This is a genomic window from Allobosea sp. P4_H5, from assembly GCF_056400825.1.
In genome coordinates this window covers 58,841-85,172 of sequence record NZ_JBFUKM010000011.1, presented here as the reverse complement: position 1 = coordinate 85,172, position 26,332 = coordinate 58,841, and the positions used below count along the sequence as shown (strand labels likewise).

General features: G+C 67.9%; 19 protein-coding genes. 11 read left to right on the top strand and 8 right to left on the bottom strand.

Features of this window, described 5'->3' with window-relative positions; all coding sequences use genetic code 11:
• Positions 1-154 precede the first annotated feature (154 nt).
• From AC1DS0_RS21840 to AC1DS0_RS21825, 4 genes are all read right to left on the bottom strand, one after another.
• Positions 155-4,477: a translocation/assembly module TamB domain-containing protein gene (locus AC1DS0_RS21840; protein WP_476816376.1), complete on the bottom strand. Its 4,323-nt coding sequence runs from the start codon at positions 4,475-4,477 to the stop codon at positions 155-157.
• Positions 4,477-6,447 (bottom strand): autotransporter assembly complex protein TamA, encoded by a 1,971-nt coding sequence (locus tag AC1DS0_RS21835; protein ID WP_476816375.1) that lies wholly within the window; start codon positions 6,445-6,447, stop codon positions 4,477-4,479. Before AC1DS0_RS21835 ends, AC1DS0_RS21840 begins: the two co-directional genes overlap by 1 nt.
• 209 nt (positions 6,448-6,656) lie before the next feature.
• Entirely contained in the window at positions 6,657-7,424 is a 768-nt protein-coding gene (locus AC1DS0_RS21830) for a fumarylacetoacetate hydrolase family protein (RefSeq protein ID WP_476816374.1), read from the bottom strand.
• 100 nt (positions 7,425-7,524) lie between these two features.
• Positions 7,525-8,409 (bottom strand): DMT family transporter, encoded by an 885-nt coding sequence (locus AC1DS0_RS21825; RefSeq protein WP_476816373.1) that lies wholly within the window; start codon positions 8,407-8,409, stop codon positions 7,525-7,527.
• A 190-nt stretch (positions 8,410-8,599) separates the two neighbouring features.
• On the opposite strand from AC1DS0_RS21825, the gene AC1DS0_RS21820 reads away from it, so the two are divergent.
• Entirely contained in the window at positions 8,600-9,457 is an 858-nt protein-coding gene (locus AC1DS0_RS21820) for a YihY/virulence factor BrkB family protein (protein WP_476816372.1), read from the top strand.
• A gap of 194 nt (positions 9,458-9,651) precedes the next feature.
• Here the strand turns inward: AC1DS0_RS21820 and ccrA are convergent, their stop codons facing one another.
• Both ccrA and ubiG read right to left on the bottom strand, forming a co-directional pair.
• Positions 9,652-10,926 (bottom strand): crotonyl-CoA carboxylase/reductase, encoded by a 1,275-nt coding sequence (ccrA, locus tag AC1DS0_RS21815; protein WP_476816371.1) that lies wholly within the window; start codon positions 10,924-10,926, stop codon positions 9,652-9,654.
• A 144-nt stretch (positions 10,927-11,070) separates the two neighbouring features.
• A complete protein-coding gene (gene ubiG / locus AC1DS0_RS21810) occupies positions 11,071-11,823 on the bottom strand; it encodes a bifunctional 2-polyprenyl-6-hydroxyphenol methylase/3-demethylubiquinol 3-O-methyltransferase UbiG (RefSeq protein WP_476816370.1) in 753 nt (250 codons plus the stop codon).
• A 149-nt stretch (positions 11,824-11,972) separates the two neighbouring features.
• Between ubiG and AC1DS0_RS21805 the strand changes: the two genes are divergently transcribed.
• A complete protein-coding gene (locus tag AC1DS0_RS21805; protein WP_476816369.1) occupies positions 11,973-13,211 on the top strand; it encodes an aspartate kinase in 1,239 nt (412 codons plus the stop codon).
• Positions 13,212-13,345: 134 nt separating this feature from the next.
• Entirely contained in the window at positions 13,346-13,720 is a 375-nt protein-coding gene (locus AC1DS0_RS21800) for a hypothetical protein (RefSeq protein ID WP_476816368.1), read from the top strand.
• A 57-nt stretch (positions 13,721-13,777) separates the two neighbouring features.
• Here the strand turns inward: AC1DS0_RS21800 and AC1DS0_RS21795 are convergent, their stop codons facing one another.
• The gene (locus AC1DS0_RS21795) at positions 13,778-15,367 is read right to left on the bottom strand and encodes a CYTH and CHAD domain-containing protein (protein ID WP_476816538.1); all 1,590 of its coding nucleotides are present in this window, start codon (positions 15,365-15,367) and stop codon (positions 13,778-13,780) included.
• 294 nt (positions 15,368-15,661) lie between these two features.
• On the opposite strand from AC1DS0_RS21795, the gene AC1DS0_RS21790 reads away from it, so the two are divergent.
• The 8 genes from AC1DS0_RS21790 (at position 15,662) to AC1DS0_RS21755 (ending at position 25,340) form a co-directional block, all read left to right on the top strand.
• Complete coding sequence (locus AC1DS0_RS21790) at positions 15,662-16,402, top strand: metallophosphoesterase family protein (protein ID WP_476816367.1); 741 nt, start codon at positions 15,662-15,664, stop codon at positions 16,400-16,402.
• Between the two features lie 8 nt (positions 16,403-16,410).
• Positions 16,411-17,811 (top strand): protein kinase domain-containing protein, encoded by a 1,401-nt coding sequence (locus AC1DS0_RS21785; protein ID WP_476816366.1) that lies wholly within the window; start codon positions 16,411-16,413, stop codon positions 17,809-17,811.
• Positions 17,812-17,858: 47 nt separating this feature from the next.
• Positions 17,859-18,899 carry a phosphotransferase family protein gene (locus AC1DS0_RS21780; RefSeq protein WP_476816365.1) on the top strand — a complete coding sequence of 347 codons (1,041 nt, stop codon included), beginning with the start codon at positions 17,859-17,861 and terminating at the stop codon, positions 18,897-18,899.
• A gap of 289 nt (positions 18,900-19,188) precedes the next feature.
• Entirely contained in the window at positions 19,189-20,460 is a 1,272-nt protein-coding gene (locus AC1DS0_RS21775; protein WP_476816364.1) for an acyl-CoA dehydrogenase family protein, read from the top strand.
• A 223-nt stretch (positions 20,461-20,683) separates the two neighbouring features.
• Entirely contained in the window at positions 20,684-21,583 is a 900-nt protein-coding gene (locus AC1DS0_RS21770; RefSeq protein WP_476816363.1) for an AraC family transcriptional regulator, read from the top strand.
• Between the two features lie 133 nt (positions 21,584-21,716).
• Positions 21,717-23,000 (top strand): MFS transporter, encoded by a 1,284-nt coding sequence (locus tag AC1DS0_RS21765; protein ID WP_476816362.1) that lies wholly within the window; start codon positions 21,717-21,719, stop codon positions 22,998-23,000.
• On the top strand, positions 22,993-23,946 hold the full coding sequence (locus tag AC1DS0_RS21760; protein WP_476816361.1) for an amidohydrolase family protein: 954 nt from the start codon (positions 22,993-22,995) through the stop codon (positions 23,944-23,946). The genes AC1DS0_RS21765 and AC1DS0_RS21760 overlap by 8 nt, the downstream gene beginning before the upstream one ends.
• Positions 23,943-25,340, top strand: coding sequence for an FAD-binding oxidoreductase (locus AC1DS0_RS21755; protein WP_476816360.1), 1,398 nt, complete (start codon positions 23,943-23,945; stop codon positions 25,338-25,340). The genes AC1DS0_RS21760 and AC1DS0_RS21755 overlap by 4 nt, the downstream gene beginning before the upstream one ends.
• A 175-nt stretch (positions 25,341-25,515) precedes the next feature.
• Here AC1DS0_RS21755 and AC1DS0_RS21750 read toward each other — a convergent pair whose 3' ends face one another.
• Complete coding sequence (locus tag AC1DS0_RS21750; protein WP_476816359.1) at positions 25,516-26,298, bottom strand: amino acid ABC transporter ATP-binding protein; 783 nt, start codon at positions 26,296-26,298, stop codon at positions 25,516-25,518.
• Between the last annotated feature and the right edge of the window lie 34 nt (positions 26,299-26,332).

Genomic DNA, 26,332 nt, shown 5'->3' with positions numbered 1-26,332 from the left:
CCTGCGAGCGGCGGGCATCGTTGCCGGCATCACTGCCTTCCAGAAGCGCGCTCGGGACCATCCGCTTCGATGATCACGCACAGCGGCTCTGCACTCCGAGCCCCGAGTCTTCGGCTCGCCCCGGAATGACGGCACCATGCCGCGATTTGCTGGCTCAGTATTCCCACTCGGCCCCGACACCGACCGCAGCGCTGCCGTCGGCATTGGTCTCGGCCTGGAGCTTCAGGCGGCGGGTCACGTCGATGCCGACCGAAACGCCGCTGTCCTCGGGCTTGGCTCCGGCCTTCACACCGAGGGTGATGTTGTCGGAGATCGCGCGGGAGACGCCGACCGTCGGGCCGCCCGGCCCCACCTGCACATCGAGATTGTCGACGCCGAGCGAGCGACGGATGCGCTCGAAGACATCGTCGCCGCCGGCGCCGGAGAATTGTGCGGCGGTCTGGGCGAGCTGCAGAGCCTGGAAAGGCGAGAGCGAGCCGGAGGCGCGAGCGAAGAGCAGGCGCGACAGCACCTCGTCCGGTGGCAGCTCGGGCGAGGAGGTAAAGCTGAATTCGGGCGCCGAGGCCTCGCCGGAGACGATGATCCGCGCGGTGACGTCGGCGGCGCGGGTCTCGGCGACGAAGTCGAGCGTCGGCATGACGTCGCCGGAGAAGGTGACGCGGCCCTTGCTGAAGTCGAGGCGCTGGCTGGCGAGGCTGAGTCGCCCGCGCCTGAGATCGAAGCCGCCGGTCAGGGCCGGCGCGCCGGAGGTGCCGCCGACGCGCAGGTCGCCGCCGAGCTCGGCGTCGATGCCGCGCCCGCGGATGAAGACGCGCCCCGGAGCCGAGACGGTGATGTCGAGCACGGCATCGAAGGCCGGCGCGCGCGTGCCCTTGCGGCTCGCGATCGCGCGGGCCTTGCGCTCGGCGGCGAGGCGGGCCGCCGCCTGGCCCTTGGCGTTGACATGGCGGATGCCGTCGACCGGCCGCGAGCTCGACGGCAGGCGATCGGGCACCGAGACCTCGATGGTGACGACATCGACGCGTCCGCCGATGCGCGGCCGCTGCGCCAGCGGGCCGGTGAGGTCGAGGTTGAGGTCGGTGACCGCCCGGACCAGCCCGCTGTCGACGAGCTGGGCGCGCTTGCCCTCGATGCGAATCGTGCCGGGGAAGCCGGCCTGCGGATCGAGCTTGACGTTGCCACGAGCCGAGAGCGTGCCATTGCCCGGCGTCTGCGCGGCGAAGCGCTCGATGACCAGTTCCGGCCCGTTGGCTGTGACGCGCGCCTCGAGCCCGGTCAGCTTCACGCCCTGGAGCGCGTCGCTGAAGCTGCCGCCGGAGAGCGTCGCACCGCCGGAGAGACGCGGCGCGGCGAGCGTACCGCCGGCACGCAGGTCGAGCGCGAGCTGGCCGGTCAGCCGCCGGCCGTCGGCGGCGAGCTGGGCATTGGCGAGCTGGGCATCCGCCTTTCCTTGGACGGACACGTCGAGCACGCCCTCGCCGCCGAGCGGCGCCCTGCCCTTCGCGGTCAGGCTGACAAAACGGCCGGCGTTCAGGCTGGCGTCGAGGCTGGTGTGACGACCATCGAGCGCGCCCTGCCCCGAAATTTCGATCGGCGGCAAGCCGGCGGAGCGCGTCTGCGGCGCGACGAGGCGGGCGATGCGGACCCGCCACGGACCGGTCGGCGCCTCGGGCGTGCCCTTGATCGTCGCTTCCGCGTCGAGCGTGCCGGAGAGATCGAGCGTCGGCGACGCCAGGCGCGCGGCCGAGAGCGGCACGTTCTGCGCGGCAAAGCGCAGGTCGAGCGCCTTGCCCGCCTGACCGTCCAGGGTGATCCGGCCGCCATCGAGCGCGATGGAAAGATCGCGGATGGAAACGCCGCCGTCGATCGCGGTGAAGCTCGCCGGCTTGGCCAGCGCGATCCTGCGGCCGTCGCGGGTCGCGGTGAAGCTGGCGAGATCGAAGCGCAAGGGGTCGGCGACCGAGAGCCGGCCCTTGGAAGCCAGCGAGAAGCCGCGTGCCGTGGCGTCGAGGCTGATGTCGCTGGCCTCAGTGCCGCCCTTCGAGACAAGGCGGATCGCGCTCACTGCCTCGCCGACGATGACGGCGCGATCGACCTGGACCGTGCCGTTGATCAGCGGCTTGCGCAGCGCATCGACGATGGCGATGTCGGCATCGAGCCGATCGAGCGAAACGCTAGGCGCAACAAGCTTCTGCGCGCTGGCCTTGAGATCGAGATTCTGGCCGCCGGTCGGCCGCGCCAGCTTCACGTCGGCCTCGATCCGGCCGCCGAGCTTGGCGAGCGCCAGCGCCGAGAGATCGTCCAGATTGCGGGCGGCGAGCTTGAGGTTGCCCTCGGCCAGATTGGAGGCGTCGAGATCGAGCGCGCCGTTCAGCGTGACCGAGCCGATCGCGATATCGAGCTGCGGCAGCGCCCAGCCACCGGGATCGCGCTTGGCGAAGCGCAAGGCACCTGTCGCGGGCCGGCCATCGACCTCGCCGGAGAGCCTGGCGTCCCCGGAGAGCGCGCCCTGCAGGTCGCGCAGGGTGGCGTCGAGGGCGAGGCGCGGCACCGGCCGGCCGAGTGCGGTGGCGTTGCTGATGCCGGCCTTCAGCGTCGCACCCAGCTTGTCGAGCGGGCCTGTCAGCGTCGCATCGAACGCGCCCTGCCCCGACAATTTCGGATCGGCCCGGCGCAGATCGGGAATGGCGATGTTGGCCTTCAGGCTCGAGCCCTGTGCGCCGAGCGCACCGTCGGCGGTGGCCGCGACATGGGTTCCGGCGATGCGCAGGCCGTTGACGACGAGGCCGCCGCTGCCGGGCACCCGGATCTCGCCGCCGAGCGAGAGCTTGCCGGCGAGCAGCCGGTCGAGCGCCTCCTGGCCCAGCGCCAGCGATTCGGCGCCGCCATCGAGCTTGACGGCATAGAGTCGCTTCTTCGGCTCGGCGTCGACATCGGCGGCGACAGTGGCGGAACCCTTGAGCGGGCGGCCGGCGAGCGTGCTGAGGCGCGACAGATCAGGCAGCCGCGCCTGCACCTTGCCGAGGATGCGAGCCGGATCGAGGCGGCCGGCATAGCCGAGCTCGGCTCCGCCAAAGGCGAGCTTCAGCGTCTCGAACTCGCCGCCACCGCCTTCGGAGGCCGTGCCGCGCAAGGTGAAGCGCAGGCGATCGCCGATGAAGCGCGCCAGGCCAGGATCGGCGAGTGCGACGCCGGAGGCTTCGCCATCGGAGACCAGCACGGTGCGCGTCGCCGGATCATTCAGCGCGCCGGTCGGCGTCGCTGTGAAACTGAAGTCGAGCTTGCCGAGCTTGCCCATGGGAACGCTCGCGCCCTCCGCCTGCAGGCTGGCGTTGATGCGCGGCCCGGCCGCCGGCCCACGGATCGTCGCATCGAAGGCGAGCTTGGCGATCTCGGCGCCGGAGGCGACGGTGCGACCCTCGGCATTGGGGCGGGCAGCGGCAGTTATCTTGAAATCGAGGTTCTTGTCGGCGCCATAGACACCGTTTACGTCGAGCCGGGCCAGTGCCGAGACCAGCGCCATCTGGTCGACCGAGACGGCACCGCTATCGGCCAATCCCACGGTACCGTCGAGCCGGGTCGAACCCTCGAAGACCGGCGCCACCGGCGGCGGCATCAGGCCGGCGATGCGCGAATCGAGCGCGAGCAGGAGCCGCCGGCCCGCGCCCTGGCGGCTGAGATCGGCCGTGCCGTTGGCGCCGATGGTCGGGCCGGCGGTGAAGGCGAGCGTCGCGCGGAAGCGGTCAAGGGGGCCGTCGCCGGAAAGGTCGAGCTTGACCGGCGGGCGGTCCGGCAGATCGGCAATGGTCGAGATCAGGCCGCCGGCCGGTTCGTCGAGCTTGACCGCGAGCTGGAGCTGCGTCGATTGCGGCACGAAGCGCAGATTGACGTCGAGCGTGCCGCCCATATCAAGCCGGCGCCCGGCGAGCCGAAAATCGAGGCCCTCGTTCGGCGGGCCGAGACGGGCCGCGCCGGTCGCCGAAAGCCTCGCGGGTGCGCCGATCACGGTCGGGCCGAGCGCGAGCTCGCCGAGCTGGAAGGCCTCGACGATCACCTTGAGCGGCAACTCCGGCAGGATCGGCGAGTTGTCGGCCGGCGGCGGGGCGCCCGGTTCCGGCACGGGCTTGCGCAGGATCTCGAGCTTGCCGATCTCGAGCCGATTCACCTCGAGCCGGCGCAGCAGCAGCGCCGAGCGGGTCCAGATCAGCCGGGCGCGATCGAGCCTGAGCCAGGGGCCATCCCGGTCGGAGATGACGATGTCGCGGATGGTGGCATCGGAAGAGAGTGCTCCGTCGACGGCGCCGATCGAAACCTGGCTGCCATCGGTCGATAGTGCCTTCGAGATCAGGTCGGCCAGGACGCCGCGCTCGCCGGCGTTCTGGGCGAAGCCGCCGAGGCCGGTGAAGACGACCAGCGCGGCGGCGATGAACAGGGCCGCGAGGCCGGCGAGCAGGCGCGAGATGCGGAGCTTGCCCATCAGAAGGCCTGCCCGATGCTGATATAGAGCGCGACCGGCTTGTCACCCTTGCGCGGGTTGAGCGGCGCGGCGACGTCGAGCCGGATCGGCCCGATCGGCGTGTAGTAGCGCAGGCCAAGGCCGGCCGCGTACTGGATCTTCTCCTTGAAACTGGGGAACTGCGACGCGAAGGCCATGCCCGCGTCGAAGAAGGGCACGATGCCGATGGTGTTGGTGATCTTGATCCGAGCCTCGACCGAGGCCTCGAACAGGCTGCGCCCGCCGGTCAGGTGATTGAGCGGGCCGAGCGGCGAGAGCGTGCGATAGGCGTAGCCGCGCACCGAGCCGCCGCCGCCGGCATAGAACCGCCGCGTCGCCGGGACCTCGTCGAGGTCGGCGCCGACGATAGAGCCCAGTCCGATCCGGCCGGCGAGGACATAGCGGGCATCCTCGTCGAGGGCGTAGTAGCCGGAGATCGAGGCCTTGCTCTGGACGAAGGGCGCAGCATTGTCGCCGAAAGCGGCATAGGGCGTGACCGAGGCGGCGACCCTGATGCCGCGGGTCGGGTCGAGCTGGCTGTCGGTCGAATCGTAGCGCAACGACAGCGGCACGCCGACCAGCATGTAGTCGACCTGCCCGAGCACGTCGCTGGTCTGGCCGCGCTCGGCCTCGATGCCGGCCTGGATCGAGAAGACGTCGCTGAAGCGATGGCGGATGGCCGTCGTGATATTGGCGTAGCGCGCGGTGTAGCCGCCATAGCGGTTGGTGCCGATGCGCTCGCGCACGCCGCTGGCGTCGATCAGCAGATCGTTGCGGCTGCCGCCGAGCGCCGGCTTCAGGAAGCTGGCGGAAAAGCGAGCACCGAGATCGGTCGGCTCGAAATCACCGAAGCGCTGGATCTTGGTGCCGTCGATGCGCGGCGCGAAGAAGACGGAGGCTTCGAGCCGGAGGCGCTCGGCGCCGCCGAACAGGTTGCGATGCTCCCAATAGGTCTTCACCGCCGGACCGTCGATCGTCGAATAACGCGCCGAGAAGCCGAGCAGGCGCTTGGGCCGCTCGTTGACCTCGACGAAGATCGGCAGGTTGCCGGCCTGGTCCAGCCCCTTGCCCTCGCGGATGCGGACCGAGCCGACGGCGGGGATGGTCGCGATCGACTTGCGCGTGTCGGCCAGCGCCTTGGGCGAATAAGGCTCGCCCGGCTCGAGATAGATGAAGGAGCGGATCACCTCGGGCGGAATGTCGCCGGTCTCGGTGATCGAGACGTCGCCGAAGCCGGCGACCGGGCCGGGATCGACCAGGACCGAGACGTCCATGGTCTTCGCGGCGTGGTCGACGACCGGGCGGACCTCGACGACGCGAGCGAGCGGGCGGGATTTGCCGCGCCAGTAATCGACGAGCGCCGCCTGGGCCGCGCGGATCGAGGAGGAGGTCGCGGGCGCACCGGGCACGAGGCCGGAAACCTTGCCGGGATCGGAGATCACCGCTTCGGGATCGCGGCGCCCGCTCGGCACGATATCGACATTGCGCAGCGAGAATTGCGGGCCGGGGTCGACCGTGACCACGATCGGCGCCGGGGCGCGGTTGCGGTAGCGCTCGGCGGTGGGCGCGAGCCTCGCCGGCGGCTCGCCGGCCTGCGTCACCGCGACGCCGTCGACCGCGATCGCGACCTGCGCATTGAAATAGCCCTGGGCCCAGAGCGCGTCGATCAGCGGATTGATGTCGGCGGCGGCGCGGCGCGCCAGGGTCTCGCCGTCGGGTGGTGCATCCTCGCGCAGGCGATAGAGCAGCGAGGCGTCCTGCAGGCTGCGCTTCAGCGCGCTGGCATCGGGCACGTCGCCGAGCTCGAACTTCAGTTCATAGGGCAGCGTCGTCGCGCTGACCGGCGGCGGCTTGTCCTTGCTGCCGAAGAGGTTGAAGACGTCGAGCGACGACAGGTCGAAGGCGCGGGCCGGCGAAACCTCACCGGCAAGCATCGCCGCGAAAGCAACCAAGCCTCCGCCGGCAATGCCAATCCTGCCCCTTCGCCATGACCGCATCAAACCTCCAACGCAACCCAACTAGAACGCAGCGAATGCGTTGATTTTGTGATCGCGCCTCCGATTGATCACAATTCGACGCTCGGGGTCAGGCTACCGTCAACCGAAAACCTGAACGAATCGTTGGCCATCCGGACATTATCGAATGGCCTGGATCGCGGCTCTCAGTCGCCCTGCTCGGCCAGCGCGAAGGAGATCGCCGTAACCGGGTCGAGCCGCGCGATGACCGGGCCGACCGTTGGCGCGAGCACGCCGCCGCAGAGGCTGCCGGTGGTGATGATCTGACCGGCCTTGAGCGGGCCGAGCGGGCCCTCGACCGAGCGGTTCGCCCAGGCGAGCGCGGTGACCAGCGGATCGCCATTGGCATGCAGGGCCTGGCGATCATAGAGCACGTCGCCATCGAGCTCGACCGTGCAGGTCAGCGCCGGGACGTCGTCGAAGATGCTGAAGGGAACCTCGGGGCCGAGCAGATAGCCGCCATGGCCCATCGCATCGGCGAGCCAGAGCGGGAACGGCACATTGGTCCAGTCGGCGATGCGGCTCTCGACGATTTCGATGCCGACGAGGGCGGCGTCGCAATGGTCGATCAGCTCCTCGCGGGTATAGGGCTGGCCGGGGCGCAGCGGCATGTCGCGGCCGAGGCGGATGGCAAGCTCGATCTCGACGCGCAATTCGGCGCCGTGCACGCCGCGATAAGTGTCGCCGGACTTGAGATAAGGCCCCTGCATCAGCCCCGCCATCGGCCGGCCGCCCTCGCCGAGCGAGACCTTCCAGCCGGCGAGCGGATAGCCCATGCCCTGGTTGACCTCGGCCTGAGCGGCGAAACCGGCATCGACATCGGCGGGGACCGGCAAGGTCGCGATGTCGACCAGCTTGTGGCCGCGGCGGGCGGCGATGAGGGCGCCAGCAAGATTATCGGTCGTCACAGCCATGGTCGTCTCGTCCCTGTCGCCAGCGAGCAGGTTCCTGCCGGCTCATGCTCTCTGGCTACAGCATCGACCGGCTTGCGGGAACCCAGGATCGGGCCATCGACTATTTGCGGCTGGCGAGCACGACGCCGAGCACGGCGATCGCCATGCCAAGGAGCTGGATCAGACTCAGCGTCTCGCCGAAGAGAATCCAAGCCTCGACCGCCACCGCCGGCGGCACGAGGTAGAGGAAGGTCGCGATGCGCGAGACCTGGCCGCGGCGGATCATCACGAGATAGAGCCCGATCCCGCCGAGCGAGAGCGCCAGCACCGACCAGGCCAGCACCAGGCCCATGGTCAGGTTCCACTCGATCCGCATCGGCTCGAGCAGGAAGGCGAAGGGCAGCGTGAACAGGAAGGCGGCGATGTACTGCACCGCCGTCACCGTGCGCAGGTCGCCCTCGACGATGCGGGCCTTCTGCCAGAACGAGCCGAAGGTGACGGCGAACATGCCGACGACGTTGACGATAACCGGCAGCGCGATGGCGGAAAGCGCCTCGGGCGCGACGCCGACCAGCTTCGGCTCCAGCACCAGCGCGACGCCGACGAAGCCGAAGACGATGCCGAGCCAACGGATCGGCGAAATGCTCTCGCGCATGATCAAGGGTGCGAACAATGCGGTCAGGACCGGTTGCAAGCCGGCTATCAGGCCGGAGACACCGGCCGGCAAGCCATGGCGCACTGCCCACCAGACGCCGCCCAGATAAACCGCGTGCAGCAGGATGCCGGCGACGACGCAATCGAAAAGAGCGCGCCGCGTCTTGGGCCAGGGTGCACCGAGGACGACGGCGAACACGGCGAGCGCCAGGCCGGCACAGCCGAAGCGGACCGAGAGAAAGGTCAGCGCATCGGAATAGCGGGCCGAATAGCCCGCGACGATCCAGCCGCTCGACCAGAGGAAGACGAACAGAGCCGGCGACAGGCGCAGGAAGAGCGGGGAATCGAACATCGCTGCTGCTTTCTAGGTGCCTGATAGGCCCGATAGCGGCAGTTGTCGCCGCCTGCGGACGCTGTGGCGGCATGTTCGGGGTGCGCTCTTCCCTTCTCCCCTCGGGGGAGAAGGAGGACACCGCATCCTCCCGTCTTGCCAGCAGCCCCGAACCAGCGACAATCACCGCCCTGCCCCGCCCGAGACCTGCATGTCGCTGAGCTCAGTCCCCGCCCTCGCCTTCGAGCGCTTCATCGCCCATGACGGCTGGGCGATCGCCAGCCACATCGCGCTCTCGGTGCTGATGTCGCTGTTCCCGTTCCTGATCCTCGTCACCGCGCTCGGCGGGTTCTTCGGCTCGCAGGCGGCCGCCGACGAAGCCGCGCAATTGCTGCTGGAAGCGTGGCCGCGCGAGGTGGCGGAACCGATCGCGCGCGAGGTCCGCTCAGTGCTGACGGCCGTGCGCAAGGACGCGCTGACGCTCGGCGCAATCCTGGCGCTGTATTTCTCCTCCTCCGGCGTCGAAGCGGTCAGGATCGGGCTCAACCGCGCCTATGAGGCCTATGAATGGCGCAGCTGGTGGCGCACGCGGCTGGAATCGATCGTCTATGTCGTCGGCGGCGCGATCTTCATGCTCGCCTTCTCGCTGCTGGTCGTGCTCGGCCCGCTGATCTGGCGCGGCATCGTCGGCTTCGCGCCGGCGCTCGCCCCGCTCGGCTTCCTGCTCGCCTTCCTGCGGATCGCGGGAGCGACCGTGCTGGTCGTGCTGGCGCTCAGCGTCGCGCACAAGCTGCTGCCGGCCCGCGCCCCGCATATCCGAGCGATGTGGCCGGGTATATTGATGACGCTGGTGGTCTGGCTGATCGGCGGTGTCGGCTTCGGCTGGTATCTCGATTCCTTCGCCGGTGCCTATGTCACCACCTATGCCGGCCTCGCCACCGCGATGATCGCGCTGGTTTTCCTCTACTGGCTGGCGGCGATCTTCCTCTATGGCGCCGAGCTCAATGCCGCGATCGCGCTGCACCGGGCGCCGGAGAAGTCGAGCGGAGACGTGCTGAGCGGACTTTAAGGAACCACGGCCGTCTTTCCGGGGCGCTGCGCAGCAGCGAGCCCGGAACCCAGAACCGATACCGTCTCCGAACGAAGCGTTACAGCCGTTCAGCCTGATAACCCAGGCTCATCGGTTCTGGGTTCCGGGCTCTTCGCTGCGCGAAGCCCCGACAAGACGAGCCGGCGGCGCATGAGAGGCCCGAAGCGGGCTGCTCAACCCTCCAGCGCCTCGGCGACGTCCTCATAGGTGCGCAGGCCGGTGCGCGGCGCGTAGACCAGCACGGCCATGTTGCCCGGCGCGTGCTCGTTCTTCCACATCTTGTGGTGGGCGAGCGGGATCTTGTCCCAGGGGAAGACCTCGGACATGCAGGGGTCGACGCGGCGGTCGATGACGAACTGGTTCGCGGCGGAAGCCTGCTTCAGATGGGCGAAATGCGAGCCCTGAACGCGCTTCTGCCGCATCCAGACATAGCGGGCGTCGAAGGTGATGTTGAAGCCGGAGGTGCCGGCGCAGAAGACGATCATGCCGCCGCGCTTGGCGACGAGACAGGAGACCGGGAAGGTCGCCTCGCCCGGATGCTCGAAGACGATGTCGACATCCTTCTTGCCGGTGATGTCCCAGATCGCCTTGCCGAACTTGCGGGCTTCCTTGGTCCAGTCGTTGTACTCGGGCGAGTTGACCGTGGGCATCTGGCCCCAGCAGTTGAAGTCCTTGCGGTTGATCACGCCCTTGGCGCCGAGGCCGAGCACGTAGTCGCGCTTGCTCTCGTCGGAGATGACGCCGATCGCGTTGGCGCCGGACGCAGCGCAGAGCTGCACGCCGAAGACGCCGAGGCCACCCGAGGCGCCCCAGATCAGGACGTTGTCACCCGGCTTGATGGTATGCGGGGCGTGGCCGAACAGCATGCGATAGGCGGTCGCCAGCGTCAGCGTGTAGCAGGCCGATTCCTCCCAGGAGAGGTGCTTCGGCTTCAGCATCAATTGACGCGACTGGACCCGGCAGAACTGGGCGAAGGAGCCGTCGGGCGTCTCGTAGCCCCAGATGCGCTGGGAGGAGGAGAACATCGGGTCGCCGCCATTGCACTCCTCGTCGTCGCCATCATCCTGGTTGCAGTGGACGATGACCTCGTCGCCGACCTTCCAGCGCTTCACCTTGGAACCGACAGCCCAGACGATGCCGGAGGCATCGGAGCCGGCGATATGCAACGAGCCCTTATGCACGTCGAAGGGCGAGATCGGCTGGCCGAGGCCGGCCCAGATGCCGTTGTAGTTGACGCCGCCGGCCATCACGAGGAGCAGCACCTCCTCCTCGCCGATCGACCAGGTCGGCACGACCTCGACCTTGAAGCTGTCCTGCGGTGGGCCATGGCGCTCGCGGCGGATCGTCCAGGCGTACATGTTGGCCGGGACATGGCCGAGCGGCGGCAATTCGCCGAGCTCGTAGAGATCCTTCAACGCGGGCTTCGCAACGGGTTGCAGCTGTGCCATCGGCTCATTCTCCCTTGTCGCCACGCCTCTGATCCGGTGGCGTTACCGGCATCATGCAGACCAATGCTGCGCTGCGCCATACTCCTATCGAATTATGCCGCAGCGCAAAAAACAAGGGGGGAAGCGGAAGGTTCCGGCGGAACCTCAGCCGGCCCTCCCCGCCGCCAGCATGTAGTTGACGTCGAGATCGCGCGAGCGCGACCAGCGATCGGCCAGCGGATTGTAGGCGACGCCTTCGCGGGCGAAGACTGAGAGCCCGCCGATCTCGATCGCCGCCTCCAGCTCGTCCGGCGTCACGAACTTCTCCCAATCATGCGTGCCGCGCGGCAGCCAGCGCAGGATGTATTCGGCGCCGACGATGGCAAGCGCATAGGATTTCAGCGTGCGGTTGAGCGTCGCCATGACGAGCAGTCCGCCCGGCTTCACCGCCGCGCAGCAGGAGGCGACGAAGGCATCGACATCGGCGACATGCTCGACCACTTCCATGGCGAGGACGATGTCGAAGCGGGCGCCTGACGCCACAACGGCCTCGATCGTCTGCTCGCGATAGTCGATCTCGATGCCGGCCTTCTGCGCATGCGCCCGCGCCACGGCGATGTTGGTCGTGGCCGGGTCGAGCCCCGTCACGTCGGCACCCAAGCGCGCAAGCGGCTCGGAGAGCACGCCGCCGCCGCAGCCGATGTCGACGACGCTCAGCCCTTCAAGGGCGCGCAGCGACTTCGGATCGCGGCCGAAGCGCTCGCAGGCGAGGTCGCGGATGAAGGCGAGCCTGACGGGATTGAATTTGTGCAGGACCGCCATCGGCCCTTTCGGATCCCACCAGCTTTTGGCCAGCGCGTCGAAGCGCGCGACCTCGGCCGGGTCGATGGTGGAGCCTTCGCGAGCCGCTGCCGTCATCGCCTTTGATACCCTGTTTATGCCCGTGCCGACCATGGCTGCATTGACACCGCCCGCACCTCCCGTCATCTACACGCGCCCTTCGCTAGGCGCGAGGGGACGTTTCGTCCCGGCTCGGCCGGGTGCAGATTAGAGAGCCTTTAGACGCTATGGCCCGTCTGGTGATGAAGTTCGGCGGCACATCGGTCGCCACTGTCGAGCGCATCAAGAACGCGGCCCGCCACGTCAAACGCGAATTCGACGCCGGCAACCAGGTCGCGGTCGTAGTCTCGGCGATGTCGGGCAAGACCAACGAACTCGTCGCGTGGTGCAAGGAAGCGTCCTCCATCTACGACCAGGCCGAATACGACACCGTCGTCGCCTCGGGCGAACAGGTCACCTCCGGCCTGATGGCGATCGCGCTGCAGGAGATGGGCCTGCCCGCCCGCTCCTGGCAGGGCTGGCAGATCCCGCTCTACGGGTCGGACGCGCATGGCTCGGCCAGGATCGAGGGCGTCGACGGCGCCGGCATTCTCGCCGGCTTCGACCGCAACCGCGAAATCGCGGTCTGCTCCGGCTTCCAGGGCATCAACCCGCGCAGCCACCGCATCGTCACGCTCGGCCGCGGCGGCTCGGACACCAGCGCCGTCGCACTCGCCGCGGGCCTGAAGGCCGATCGCTGCGACATCTACACCGATGTCGACGGCGTCTACACCACCGATCCGCGCATCGTCCCGAAGGCGAGGCGGATGGACAAGGTCTCGTTCGAAGAGATGCTGGAAATGGCCTCTCTCGGCTCGAAGGTGCTGCAGGTGCGCTCGGTCGAGATCGCCATGGTCCAGCGCGTGCCGACCTATGTGCGCTCTTCCTTCGACGACCCAGACAATCCCAATCCAGGCACCCTCATCTGCGACGAGGACGACATCGTGGAACAGCAGATCGTCACCGGCATCGCGTTCTCGCGCGACGAAGCCCAGATCACGCTCCGGCGTGTGGCCGACAAGCCCGGCGTCGCCGCGGCGATCTTCGGGCCGCTGGCCGACGCCAACATCAATGTCGACATGATCATTCAGGTCGTCTCCGACGACCAGGCGACCACCGACATCACCTTCACCGTGCCGACGGCCGATTACGAGCGCGCCAAGGGCCTGCTCGAATCGAAACATGAGGCCATCGCCTACCAGACGCTGCAGGGCGCGACGGATGTGGTGAAGATTTCGGCGATCGGCGTCGGCATGAGGAGCCACGCGGGCGTCGCGGCGCGCGCCTTCCGGGCGCTGGCCGAGAAGGGCATCAACATCCGTGCGATCACCACCTCCGAGATCAAGTTCTCGGTGCTGATCGACGCCGCCTATACCGAGCTGGCGGTCCGCACCCTGCACTCGCTCTACGGGCTCGACGCCGCCTGAGAACAGGTCGAATTCCCGGCGGCGCTGCCCTGTTTGCGCCGCCGGATGGTCACGAAATGACCTGATCGCCTCCAGCCTCTCGTCCCATCGCTGGTGTTCAATCGTCCTTTCCGCAACCGATGGAAGGACCTGCCATGCGTATGATCACGATCGCAGCCGCAAGCGCCGCCGCAATCCTCGCCGGGGCAGCCAATGCCCAGGCGCCATCGACCGAGCGCCCCTCGGCAAAGCCGCCCGCCTCCTCGCAGGAAGCGCCGGCGAGCGCGCCGACGATCACCTCGGTCAAGGTCGTCGAGATCGACGAGCTTCCCGAAGCGAGCAAGGCGCAGGTGAACCAGCTGGTGGCGACACGCACCGCGGCCGAGCTCGAGAAGCTGCGCGAGGCCATCGAGAAGGCGCCAGCCGCCAAATCCGCCGTCGAAGCCAAGGGCTTCTCGACACGGGATGTCGTCCTGGCCCAGGTGAGCAACGAAGGCGAGCTGACGATCGTCACCAGGAAGACGAGCTGATCGGGCCGAAGCCGATCCGCGTGCCGATCATGGGCGCGCGGCGGCACGCCGGACCGTCTAGCTCCAGAAGGCGCTAGCCGCTTCGAATCTGCGCCAGCGCCGCTTGAGCTTGCGGCTGGCTTCGATGGTATGGCGCGATTGCCAGCCATGGATGGCGCCGGCGGCGAAATGCAGCTCCGGCTCCGGCGCCTTGCCGCCGCGCAATTCAGCAAGGAGGTGCTGCGTCGTCGCCGCATCGTTGGCGAGGCCCAGCGCCTCCTGCAAGCGCGACAACCGAGCTAGGTAACGTCGCGCCGCTGCGCCGTCATGCAGCGGCAGGAAGAACTCGGCGGTGTAGCGCAGCTTCTTCAAGGCCAGCCGCAATTCGTGACGCCCCTCGGGCCGGAGGCTGCCGAAGCCGCGGCCGCGTTTCAGCGCCTGGCGATGCGTTCGCGCCAGCACCCGCCCGGCGAAATCATCGGCCGGCTCGGCCAGCACCGCCATCGCCTCGCTGGGAAGGCCGCTGCGCCAGCCGCGGCGCTCGATCAGGGCGCCGAAGGACAGCAGGAACCGGCTGGTCTGCGGATTCGCCAGCCGCTTTGCGATTTCGGCATAGCTTTTCGCCTGATACGGTTCGGCGGCCTTGCACAGGAGCGACAATCCGGAATCATTGAGGCCATCGGCTTCGATATCCGGCACGGTCTGGGTGATGAAGACATCCCAGTTGCGGGCCGGCCCCAGCACATGGCCGAGGCGCTTCGCCTCCCGCCCGATCGGCTCGAATGTGGGTGACGCGACCTCGCGTTTCAGCACCGACAGCGCCGAGCGCAGGCGACGCAGCGAGACGCGCATCTGGTGCACGCCTTCAGGCCCCGCGTGCGTGGCAACGGGCGCGAGATTGCCGAGAAGCTGCTTGTAGGTATTGGCGAGGATCGCGGCGATCGCCGCATCGGCATTGTCGTGCTCGCCGATCTCGACCGGCTTGGCCTTCACCGCCTGCGGCAGGCGCGCGAATGCGAGCCCGTAGCCGCGCGCTGACTTGCTTTGCGTCGCGAGCTGCAGCGGCGCGACATCCAGCATGGCCAGCCCGAGCTCGTAGAGCGCCGCCGCCTCGCCTTCCTTCAGTTCGAGTTCGACCTCACTGACCTGCAGGGTCTTCTCGCCGGCTTCGATCGTACCGTCGTCGAAGGCGATCTCGATCAGCGCGCCGGCATAGTCGAGGCGGCGCAGGCGCCGTCTGATGCGCGTGGCGAAAACCGGCGCGAGCTGCCCGGCCGACAGGCTGGCGAGCGGCTCGCCGATCTCGGCGAGCGGCAGCAAAGTGAGATCGAGCGCACCATCGGGCAGCGCGACCTCCCATTCGTCGCGCGCCAGCGGGTCGCCTGAGCCTGACCGCTTCAGCGTCTGGACATGGCGCTTGCCGCTGCGGCGTACGCGTAGCGCCAGGCCATTGCGGTCGAGCAGACGGTCGGGCGTGTCGTAATAGACCGCGTCGAGCCGGCGGGTGACGCCCTGGTTTCGGGCATGGCGCGCGATGAGGTCGGCGCCGCGAAGCGCCTCCAGCGCGTCTGGCGAAGCGGCCAGCTTCAGTTCGATCTCGCGCGGCGGCTGCTTCTGCGGCTCAGAGGCCGCGGCAGCGTCGGGCTGGGCGGCATCGTCTCTCGGCACGGCGTCCAAGGCTTCTCTCCACTGGGCAGTGCGTGAGCCGCGACAGTAGCTGGGGAGGCGGCGGCTTGTCACCACTTCGCCCGGGGGCCGAGCCCCGGGGCGAAGTGGCGCAGGTGTCAGAGAGCCTGCCGGATCGCGGTCTCGACGGGCTTTCCGGCTCGTGATCCCCGACCGCGCCGGTGCATGCTATGAAACCGGACACTCCCCAAAGCTCTGAGCCGAAAGGCGCGCTGGCCAAGCCGGCTGCAGCGCTGCCACGATGCGGGCATCCCCGGATTCGGGCCTGGACACTGAATGCGGATCGCCATCCTCTCCGACATCCATGCCAACCGCGAGGCGTTCGAAGCGGTGCTGGCGGTCGTGCGCCGGCTGGCGCCGGACCAGTTGGTCCTGCTCGGTGACATCGTCGGCTACGGCCCTGATCCCGGCTTCTGCGTCGATGGCGCGCGCGAACTCGTCGCGGCGGGCGCTATCTGCGTTCGCGGTAATCATGACGAAGCCGCCGTGCACGGCCCCGCCGGCATGACGCCGAACGCGCATGAAGCGGCGCTGTGGACCAGGGCGCAACTCTCAGCCGAGCAGAGTGCCTTTCTCGACAGCCTGCCGCTGACGGCAGAATTCGACGACGTGCTCTTCGTCCACGCCAGCGCCCGTGATCCCGCCGCCTGGCATTATGTGCGCGATCTTCGCAGCGCCGAGGCCTGCCTGGCGGCGACCGACGCGGCGACGGTGGTCTGCGGCCACACCCATCTGCCGACGATTTTCTATGCGAGGGCCGGGCGCGAGCCGGTGGCGTTCATCCCCCTGCGCGACGTGCCGGCGCCACTCTCGGCCGTGCACCGGCATGTCGTCGTGATCGGCGCCGTCGGCCAGCCGCGGGACGGTGATCCGGCCGCGTGCTTCGCCCTGCTCGATACGCAGGCGCGCGAAGTGACCATGGTCCGCGTGCCCTATGACACCCAGGAAACCGCGCGCAAGATCAAGGCGGCCGGCCTGCCCGACTGGCTCGGCCTGCGTCTGCAGATTGGCAGATAGGAGGCAGGATGGAACGGCCAGGGACCGGCACGGTCATCGACGGTTTCACGCTCGGCGAGCGCTTGAAGGCCGGTGGCATGGCGACGCTCTGGCGGGCCACGCATCCCGATCATCCCGGCCCGCTCGTGGTGAAGATTCCGGTGCTCGACCCTGGCGCCGATGTCTCGACGATCGTCGGCTACGAGACCGAGGTGCTGATCCACAAGCGCCTGTCAGGCCCGCATGTGCCGCGCTTCGTCGCCTCGGGCGAGCTCTGCCGCATTCCGTTCATCGCCATGGGCTTCGTCACCGGGACAAGCCTGGCGGAACGCATCAAGCGGGCGCCCCTGCCTTTCGCCGAGGTCCAGCGCATCGGCATCGCGATCGCAACGGCGCTGGCCGACCTGCACCGGCAGAACGTGGTCCATCTCGATCTCAAGCCCGAGAACGTGATCCTGACCGACGAAGGCGCGGTGCTGCTCGATTTCGGCCTCGCCCGCCATGCCGAACTGCCGGACCTGCTCGGTGAGGAAAGCTCCGAGCCGATGGGGACATCAGCATATATCGCGCCGGAGCAGGTACTGGGTGAGCGCTCCGACCCGGCGAGCGACCTCTTTGCACTCGGCTGCCTGCTCTATCAGATGGCCTCCGGCGAGGAGCCGTTCGGCCGGCCCAGGACCGTGCCCGGCATGAAGCGGCGGCTCTATCACGCGCCCAAGTCCTTGCGCGCCGTCAACGAGCAGGCGCCGGCCTGGCTCGAGGCGATCACCGCCCGTTGCCTCGAGGTCGATCGCGGCCGGCGCTATGCCGATGCGACCAAACTCGCCTTCGACCTGCGTCATCCCGAGCAGGTCACGGTCTCGCGCAAGCGCCCCACCGCCGGGGAACGCAGCCTCGCCAAGCGGCTGGTCGACCTGTTCCAGAAGCGCGACGAAGCCGAAATCACCGGCGCGCCGACGGTGGCGCGACGCAAGGCCGGCCCCTCGATCGTGCTGACCGCCGTCGATCTCTCGGAAGGGCTGGATGCGCTGGCCGCGGCGATCCTCGCCGAGACCAGCCGCCTACTCGCCGCCCGCCCGGATTCCTCCCTTGCCTGCCTCACCGTGCTCAGGACCGAGATCATCGGCGAGACCAAGACCGTCGATGCGGAAGGGCGCTCGCTTTATATCGGCCGGCTGGTGGCGCTGAAGGACTGGGCCCGGCCGCTGCACCTGCCGGAGGACCGCGTCAGCTATCATGTCATCGAGGCGGTCAGCGCCGCCGATGCGATCCTGCGCTACGCCGAGCACAACGACATCGACCATATCGTGCTCGGCGCCCGCTGCTCCTCGACACTGCGCCGCCATCTCGGCAGCGTCTCGGCCAAGGTGGTCGCCGAAGCGTTGTGCTCGGTCTCGGTGGTGCGGGTAAAGGCTGGCGTGGAGGAGTGAGCGGACACGCGTTGACCTCCCCGCCCTCGCCTTCGAATATGCCGGCCATGCCGGCTGCTCCTTCCGCCCCGCCCGAATTCGATCCCGCCCGGCTGGACGCCTTTCTGCGCTCCGCCCTGCCCGGCCGGGCTGCGGGGCAAATGACGGTCGAGCGGATCAGTGGCGGCCAGTCGAATCCGACCTTCTTCGTCAGCTACCCCGAGGCCGGCACGCGGCTCGTCCTGCGCAAGAAGCCGCCGGGGCCGCTCTTGCCCTCGGCCCACGCGGTCGAGCGCGAATACCGCATCCTGAAAGCGCTTGCCGGCTCGGCCGTGCCGGTTCCGCCGGTGCTACTATTGCATGAGGACGACGATGTCGTCGGCACACCGTTCTACCTGATGGAGCGGTTGGAAGGCCGCGTCTTCCACGACACCGCTTTGCCCGGCGTCGCGCCTGATGAGCGCCGCGCGATGTATTTCGCCATGGCCGAGGCGCTGGCGGCCCTGCACGGCTTCGACTGGCAGGGCGCCGGTCTCGCCGATTTCGGCAAGCCCGGCAACTACTACGCCCGCCAGCTCACGCGCTGGGGCCGGCAATGGCGCGAGACCCGAACGCGCGACATCCCGGCGATCGACCGCCTGATCGACTGGCTCGGCGCAAACCTCGACGAGACGCCGGAGACCAGCATCGTCCATGGCGATTTCCGCCTTGGGAACCTGATGTTCGCGCCGGACGCGCCGAAGGTCGTCGCCGTGCTCGATTGGGAGCTATCGACGCTCGGCCATCCGCTCTCCGATGTCGCCTTCTCCTGCCTGCCCTGGCATTCGACGCCATCGATGTATGCCGGCATCGTCGGGCTCGATCGCGAGGGCCTCGGCATCCCCACACAGGACGAATACATCGCCCGGTATTGCGCCGCCGCCAGGCGGGCGCAGGGGCCGGGCCGCTTCCACCTCGCCTTCTCGCTGTTCCGCTTCGCCGTCATCCTCGACGGCATCGCGGCGCGAGCGAAGACCGGCAACGCCGCCGCCGAGAACGCTGTTGCGGTCGGCGCGATGGCGGAGAGCTTTGCGCAGCGGGCGGACGCGTTGGTAAAGGGCGCGGCGTGAGGGTTTCGCGCGACCTGTCCCCTCTCCCCTTGCGGGAGAGGGCTAGGGTGAGGGGTCGCGCGACCTTTCCGCGTCATGGTCGGGCTTGTCCCGACTATCCACGCGTTCGCTTCGTTGATCGCATGTGGTGTTCAAGACGTGGATGCTCGCCACAAGGGCGAGCATGACGGATAGACCTGTGCGACCCCTCATCCGGCCCTTCGGGCCACCTTCTCCCGCAAGGGGAGAAGGAAGAAGCGGCGCGCGATCTACCCGCTGGTTATGACGCCCTGGATCTAAGGAGAGCACCATGGATTTCGCCTATTCGGCCAGGATCGAGGAACTGCGCGCTAGCTTACAGGCCTTCATGGACGCCCATATCCAGCCGGCGGACGCCGCCTGGAAGCATGAGGTCGAGGCCGGGCGCTACCCCAGCGCGCTGATCGACGATCTCAAGGCCAAGGCGAAGGCGGAAGGGCTATGGAACCTCTTCCTGCCGGCGCTCAAGGAAGGCGAACCTGGCACGCGGCTGACCAATCTCGAATACGCCCCGCTCGCCGAGATCATGGGCCGGATCTACTGGTCCTCGGAGGTGTTCAACTGCAACGCCCCCGACACCGGCAACATGGAAATCCTGCACATGTTCGCGACGCCTGAGCAGCGTGAACGCTGGCTGAACCCGCTGCTCAACGGCGAAATCCGCTCCTGCGTCGGGATCACCGAGCCCGGCGTCGCCTCCTCCGATCCGACCAACCTGCAGACCACCATCATCCGCGACGGCGACCATTACGTCATCAACGGCCGCAAATGGTGGACGACCGGGGCGCTGCACCCCAACGTGAAGTTCTGCATCGTGATGGGCCTGTCCGATCCGCGCCCCGAGGCCGATCCGCACAAGCGTCACAGCATGATCATCGTGCCGATGGATTCGCCCGGCCTCAGCGTGATGCGCAACCTGCCGCTGCTGAACCATTATTCGATCGAGGGCCACACCGAGACCGACTTCACCAATGTCCGAGTGCCGGCAGCGAACCTGCTCGGCGAGGAAGGCGCGGGCTTCGCGCTGGCGCAGGCGCGACTCGGGCCGGGACGCATCCACCATTGCATGCGCTCGATCGGCCAATGCGAGGTCGCGCTCGAATTGATGGTCGAGCGCGCGCTGGAGCGGAAAGCCTTCGGCCGCAACCTCTCCGACTACGCCAATGTCCAGGACTGGATCGCCGAGGGACGGATGGAGATCGACCAGGCCCGCCTGCTCTGCCTGCGCGCCGCCTGGATGATGGACAAGCAGGGCAACAAGGCCGCGCGCACCGAGGTCTCGGCGATCAAGGTCGCGGCGACGCGCCTGCAAACCAGGATCGCCGACCGGGCGATACAGGTGTTCGGCGCAGGCGGGCTCTCCAACGATACTCCGCTCGCCTTCATCTACTCCTGGGGCCGGGCCCTGCGCTTCATCGACGGGCCGGACGAGGTCCACCTGCGCACCATCGCCCGCGCCGAGATCAAGAAGCGCAAGGAGAGCAATCGCAGCACATTCGCGGAGCAGGGTGTGGCGCAGCCTTGGGTGAAGGGGCTGAGGTAGATCACGAACCACCCTGCCCCACTCCGGAATTTGGCATCGGCGCAATCACTTCGGTAGCGCCGTCGCCTGCAAACGCAGGGCTTCTCGAGCCGCGCTGGCGATCGGAGCGAAGGATCCGCACTTTGGGCCCGTCGAATGCGGCTTTAGGTTGAAATCCCGGAGCCGGTGGCGACGTCCTGTGATCGGTGCTAAGAATTTTGGCTATCCAGCCTGACCTACTTTCATGCAGCTGAATCCGCTTCGTCACGCCGAACTCGTCACGGGTCGCAGACAGTCGGCTCTCATCGACCTCTGGGCGACGACGGGCTTTGCCGCGGCCGTCAGCGAGGTCACCGGTCCGCATCTCTATGAATTCGGGGAGCTGCCGGTCCCGACGGTCGCGATCACGCTGTACGATGTACGCCGTCACGTGCTGATCGAGAACGGCAGGGTTCGGCGCGATGCGCCGGTGCGAGCTGGCCGATTTCGGATCGGCCAGCCCGGATGCAGCGTGGTGGTAGATGCCGTGCCCGATGTCGGCTCGGGCAAGCTGCTGCTGCTCTATCTCGGCGAAACCGTGCTGCGAGAAGTAGCCGCCGCGCGCGGTTCGACGGACCCGATCGTCCTGACGGACAGGGCCTGGGACACCGAAGACCCGATGCTGGAGTTTTCTGCGAAGCGCCTGGTCGAGGCGAGCGCAAGCGGTCATCGCCCCAATCCGTTGCTGGCCGAACAGGTCGCCTACACGCTCGCGCTGCACCTGTCGGATCGCTATGCGGTATCGGGCCCGCCGAGATCCGAGCCTATGCCGCCCCTCGATGGAACGATGCGCCGGCGCATCGTCGAGTTCGTGCGCGCCGATCTCGGGGCTCCCGTCACCTTGGCGGCTATGGCGAAGGTTGCCGGCATGAGCCCCTCCAACTTTATCCGGAGCTTCAAGCGCTCGACGGGTCTTACGCCCCATCGTTTCGTGATCGAGGAGCGGATTCTCGCGGCGAAACAACTATTGGCGACCTCCGATCTGCCGATCGTCGACATCGCTCTGGCGGTCGGCTTCTCGTCACAATCGCATTTCGGCGTCGCCTTCCGGGCGGTGACCGGCGCGAGCCCGGCGCTCTATCGGCGCCAGATAGGCGGGCGTTGAGCATTTTTCGACAAAATGCCGGTATTCGAGCTGGCATCGGAGAATTTTCCGGCAGACCGACCCGAAGGTTTTGAGAGACCTCTCCTCACGAGCCTATCGCCCATGGAAGGCGAAGCGAGGGAGGCAACGACCAGTGACATCCTCAAGCACAGTCACGCCGATCGAAGACACGAGTCTGACCGGCTTCTACAAGGACATGACCGTCCCCGAAAAGCGCACCTTCTGGGCCTGCGCTACCGGTTGGGCGCTCGACGGCATGGATTTCATGATCTACCCGCTGGTGATCGGGACGATCATCACGCTCTGGAAGGTCGATGCGGGCACCGCCGGTCTCGCCGGCACCGTGACATTGCTCGCCTCGGCGGTCGGCGGATGGGGCGCCGGCTATCTCGCTGACCGGATCGGCCGCGTGCGCACGCTGCAACTCACCATCGTCTGGTTCTCCTTCTTCTCGCTGCTGTGCGCCTTCGCCCAGAACTTCGACCAGCTGCTGATCTTCCGTGCCCTGCTGGGGCTCGGATTCGGTGGCGAATGGGCCGCCGGCGCCGTGCTGATGGGCGAAACGATCCGGGCGCAATACCGGGGACGTGCGGTCGGCTCGGTCCAGTCTGGCTGGGCGGTCGGCTGGGGGCTCGCCGTGCTGGCGCAGGCGGCGCTGTTCTCGCTGCTGCCGGCGGAGCAGGCCTGGCGCTGGATGTTCGCGATCGGCGCCCTGCCGGCGCTGCTGGTCCTGTATCTGCGCGCCTATGTGAAGGAGCCGGAGGTCTCGGTCGAGACACGCGCCAAGGAGGCGGCATCCGGCGACAGGCCCTCGATCCTCGAGATCTTCAAAGGCCCGATTCTCAAGACGACCATCCTCGCCTCGCTGGTCGCGACCGGCTGCCAGGGCGGATATTACGCAATCACCTTCTGGGTCCCGCGCTTCCTGACGACCGAGCGCAAGCTCTCGATCGTGAGCTCCACCGGCTATCTCGCCGCGCTGATCATCGGTTCGTTCGTGGGCTACCTCGTCGGCGCCTGGTTCGCCGACAAATACGGCCGCCGCAACCTGTTCCTGACCTTTTCGCTCGGGGCGATGGTGGTGGTCCTGGCTTACACGCAGCTTCAGCTGTCGAACGAGCTGCTCTGGGTTCTCGGCTTCCCGCTCGGCTTCTTCGCCTCGGGCTACTTCTCGGGCATGGGCGCCTTCCTGACGGAGCTCTATCCAACCAGGTTGCGCGGCTCCGGTCAGGGCTTCTGCTATAATTTCGGCCGAGGCGTCGGGGCGCTCTTTCCCTTCCTGGTGGGCTATCTCTCGCAGATGACCTCGCTCGCCAACGCCATCTGCCTGTTCGCGCTCATCGCCTATGTCCTGTTCTTCCTGGCCGCCTATGCGCTGCCGGAGACGCGCGGCAAGGTGTTGCACGCCGATGCGTGAGCAGGCTCCCTCAACCGATCGGGCCCCGGCTTGCCCTGGGCCCGATCCCCGCCCGCACCGGCCGACGCGCTTCGTCGTGCCGCAAGGCGCGGTCGATACCCACGCGCACGTCATCGGGGCGCCGCCGGCGCATCCCTTGGTGAGTGGACGCAGCTACACCCCTCTCCCGGCGACGCCGGAGAGCTATCTGGCGATGCTCGACGCGACGGGCATGAGCTATGGCGTCCTGGTTCAGGTCAGTGTCCACGGCACGGACAACGGCCTGATGGTCGAGACCCTGAAGGCGAATCCCGACCGGCTGCGCGGCATCGCCGTCATCCCGCTCGGCCTGCCCGACAGGGAGCTCGCTGCGCTCAAGGCGGCCGGCGTCGTCGGCTTGCGCCTGAACGTCCTGTATGGCGGCGGCGTCGGCTTCGATCAGCTGGATCAATACGCAGCGCTCGCCCGGGACATGGGCTGGCACCTGCAATTCCTCGTCGACGCCAAGGACCTTCCGGAACTGAGCCCGAGATTGGGCAAGCTGCCCGTGCCCTTCATCGTCGATCATTGGGGGCACTTCCCAACCTCCCGCGGGATCGCCGATCCCGGCTTTCAGGCGCTCGTCTCGCTCGTTCGCGATGGCGCCTGGGTCAAGCTCTCGGGCGCCTATCGCAACTCGGTCGAGGGCCCGCCCTATGCCGACACCGTGCCTTTCGCCCGCCTGCTTCACGAGGCGGCGCCGGAGCGGTGCGTCTGGGGCTCCGACTGGCCGCATGTCGCGCATTGGCAGCACATGATGAATGTCGGCGATCTGCTCGATCTGCTCGTCGATTGGGTGCCCGATCCAACGGCTCGCGCTCAGGTGCTCGCCGACAATGCGCACCGCCTCTACGGCTTCGCGCCCGCGGCCCTGACGACGGCATCACGGTCCCCTGCGGCGGCGGAACCGGGACGACAGCCCTCATGACGAGCCATTCGCGCATCGATGACGAAATGCTGACGGCCCTGCATCAGCTTCTGGGCGATGCCGGGCTCGTCTCGGGCGATCCGGCGATGGCGCCCTATTGTGTCGACTGGCGTGGCGAGTTCGGCGCGCCCGCGCTCGCCGTGGCACGCCCGAAGACCGCCGATCAGGTCGCCGCCCTGGTCCGGCTCTGCGCCGAACGGAGCATCGCGATCGTGCCGCAAGGCGGCAACACCAGCCTGGCGGGCGGCGCCGTGCCGATCGCCGGGCAGGCCCAGATCGTGCTGAATCTGTCGCGGATGAACGCGATCCGCTCCATCGACCCCATCGGCATGACCATGACGGTCGAAGCCGGGGCCGTGCTCGAGACCGTGCAGGAGGCAGCGCGGGAGCATGACCTGCTCTTCCCCGTCAGCTTCGCCGCCCAAGGCTCCAGCCAGATCGGCGGCATCGTCTCGACCAATGCCGGCGGCGTCAACGTCCTGCGCTATGGCATGACGCGTCAACGCGTGCTCGGGCTCGAAGCCGTCCTCGCCGACGGCTCGATCCTCGACGGCCTGAGGCATCTGCACAAGGATAATGCCGGCTATGACTGGAAGCAGCTTCTGATCGGCGCCGAGGGCACGCTCGGGATCGTCACGGCCGCGAGCCTGCGGCTGGCCCCCCGGCCGAAGCATCGGGTCACGGCGCTCCTTGCCGTTCCGACCCCCGCCTCGGCCCTCGCATTGCTCTCATGCGCCACCGCAGCGCTCGGCGACGCGATCGCCGCCTTCGAACTGATCTCGCCATCCGCTCTGGCTCTGGTGGAACGGCATTTCGGGCTGAAGCCGCCGATGGAGATCCCGTCATGGGCCGTGCTGATCGAAGCGGCCGCGAGCCTGTCCGGTTTGCGCGAGGCCATCGAAGAGGCGCTGGCAGCGACTCTGGACGCAGGGGACGCCACCGACGGCGTGATCGCCGAGACGCAGGCGCAGGCGGCCGCCCTGTGGGCTTTGCGAGAGCACGTCTCCGAAGCCGAGCTGAAATCCGGCCGCAGCGTGAAGCACGATATCTCCGTGCCGATCGACCGCATTCCCGACTTCATACACGACGCCACGCATGTCCTGCACCGGGACTTCGCCGCATTGCAGCTGGTGGTGTTCGGTCACGTCGGGGACGGGAATATCCACTTCAACGTATTGGGCGCCGAAGCCCAGGCCAAAGCAGCGATCAACCGTGCCGTCCACGACGTCGTGGCCAGCTATCGGGGAAGCATCTCCGCCGAGCACGGCATCGGCAGCTATCGCGTCGCCGAACTCGCCCATTACAAGCAGCCCGCACAGCTCAAGCTGATGCAAACGATCAAGCGAGCGCTGGACCCGCACGGCCTCCTCAACCCGGGCAAGATCCTGGGCTAGCGTCCAGCGATCGACGGGCCGGACGAGGCGCATCTGCGCCCCATCGCCTGCGGCGAGATCAAGACGCGCAAGGGGAACGGGCGCCGCGCGTTCGCGGAACAGGGGATGGCGTGGCCTTGGGCCAAGCCAACAATGCCCTGAGCCAAGCCTGCGCCACCATGTCAGGCAAGCTCGGTCAACGGCTGAAGATGCCGTGAAAGCGCCCGAGGAAGCTGCGCAGGCGCTCGCTTTCGGGGTTGTCGAAGACTTCGGACGGCTTGCCCTCCTGGGCGACCCGGCCCTGGTCGAGGAACAGGACGTGGTGCGAGACCTCGCGGACGAAGAGCATCTCATGGCTGACCAGCAGCATGGTCATGCCGGATTCGGCGAGCGCCTGCATCACGCCGAGCACCTCGGCCACCAGCTCCGGGTCGAGCGCCGAGGTCACCTCGTCGAAGAGCAGCAGACGTGGCTGCATGGCGACAGCACGGGCAATCGCAACGCGCTGCTGCTGGCCGCCCGAGAGCTGGTACGGATAATGGTCCCGGCGCTCGCCGAGACCGACGCGGCCGAGCCAGTGGTCGGCGATCTCCCTCGCCTCGGCGGCGCTCTTGCCCTGCACCTTGGTCAGCCCGAGCATGACGTTCTGGCCGGCGGTCAGGTGCGGGAACAGATTGAACTGCTGGAAGACCATGCCGATGCGAGCACGCTGGGCCGAGATCTTCGTTTCGCTCAGGCGTTTGCGGGTTTCGCCTGCCATCCGGTAACCGATCGGGTCGCCGTCGAGCAGGATCTCGCCGCCATCGTGCTCCTCCAGCAGGTTGACGCAGCGCAGGAAGGTGGTCTTGCCCGAGCCGGAGGCGCCGATCAGCGAGACGACCTGCCCTTGCCTGACGGTGAGGTCGATGCCCTTCAGCACCTCGATCTCGCCGAAATGCTTGCGGACATTGGTGGCCTGAAGCAGCGCAGTCTCGGTCATCGGCAGTCGCGTCCCGTTCAGATCAATCCAGGAG

Coding starts and splice junctions, on each gene's coding strand:
- AC1DS0_RS21840 (WP_476816376.1), bottom strand. CDS start 4,477: ATGGGCAAGCTCCGCATCTCGCGCCTGCTCGCCGGCCTCGCGGCCCTG.
- AC1DS0_RS21830 (WP_476816374.1), bottom strand. CDS start 7,424: ATGGCTGTGACGACCGATAATCTTGCTGGCGCCCTCATCGCCGCCCGC.
- AC1DS0_RS21825 (WP_476816373.1), bottom strand. CDS start 8,409: ATGTTCGATTCCCCGCTCTTCCTGCGCCTGTCGCCGGCTCTGTTCGTC.
- AC1DS0_RS21820 (WP_476816372.1), top strand. CDS start 8,600: ATGTCGCTGAGCTCAGTCCCCGCCCTCGCCTTCGAGCGCTTCATCGCC.
- ccrA (WP_476816371.1), bottom strand. CDS start 10,926: ATGGCACAGCTGCAACCCGTTGCGAAGCCCGCGTTGAAGGATCTCTAC.
- ubiG (WP_476816370.1), bottom strand. CDS start 11,823: ATGACGGCAGCGGCTCGCGAAGGCTCCACCATCGACCCGGCCGAGGTC.
- AC1DS0_RS21805 (WP_476816369.1), top strand. CDS start 11,973: ATGGCCCGTCTGGTGATGAAGTTCGGCGGCACATCGGTCGCCACTGTC.
- AC1DS0_RS21800 (WP_476816368.1), top strand. CDS start 13,346: ATGCGTATGATCACGATCGCAGCCGCAAGCGCCGCCGCAATCCTCGCC.
- AC1DS0_RS21790 (WP_476816367.1), top strand. CDS start 15,662: ATGCGGATCGCCATCCTCTCCGACATCCATGCCAACCGCGAGGCGTTC.
- AC1DS0_RS21785 (WP_476816366.1), top strand. CDS start 16,411: ATGGAACGGCCAGGGACCGGCACGGTCATCGACGGTTTCACGCTCGGC.
- AC1DS0_RS21780 (WP_476816365.1), top strand. CDS start 17,859: ATGCCGGCTGCTCCTTCCGCCCCGCCCGAATTCGATCCCGCCCGGCTG.
- AC1DS0_RS21775 (WP_476816364.1), top strand. CDS start 19,189: ATGGATTTCGCCTATTCGGCCAGGATCGAGGAACTGCGCGCTAGCTTA.
- AC1DS0_RS21770 (WP_476816363.1), top strand. CDS start 20,684: ATGCAGCTGAATCCGCTTCGTCACGCCGAACTCGTCACGGGTCGCAGA.
- AC1DS0_RS21760 (WP_476816361.1), top strand. CDS start 22,993: ATGCGTGAGCAGGCTCCCTCAACCGATCGGGCCCCGGCTTGCCCTGGG.
- AC1DS0_RS21755 (WP_476816360.1), top strand. CDS start 23,943: ATGACGAGCCATTCGCGCATCGATGACGAAATGCTGACGGCCCTGCAT.
- AC1DS0_RS21750 (WP_476816359.1), bottom strand. CDS start 26,298: ATGACCGAGACTGCGCTGCTTCAGGCCACCAATGTCCGCAAGCATTTC.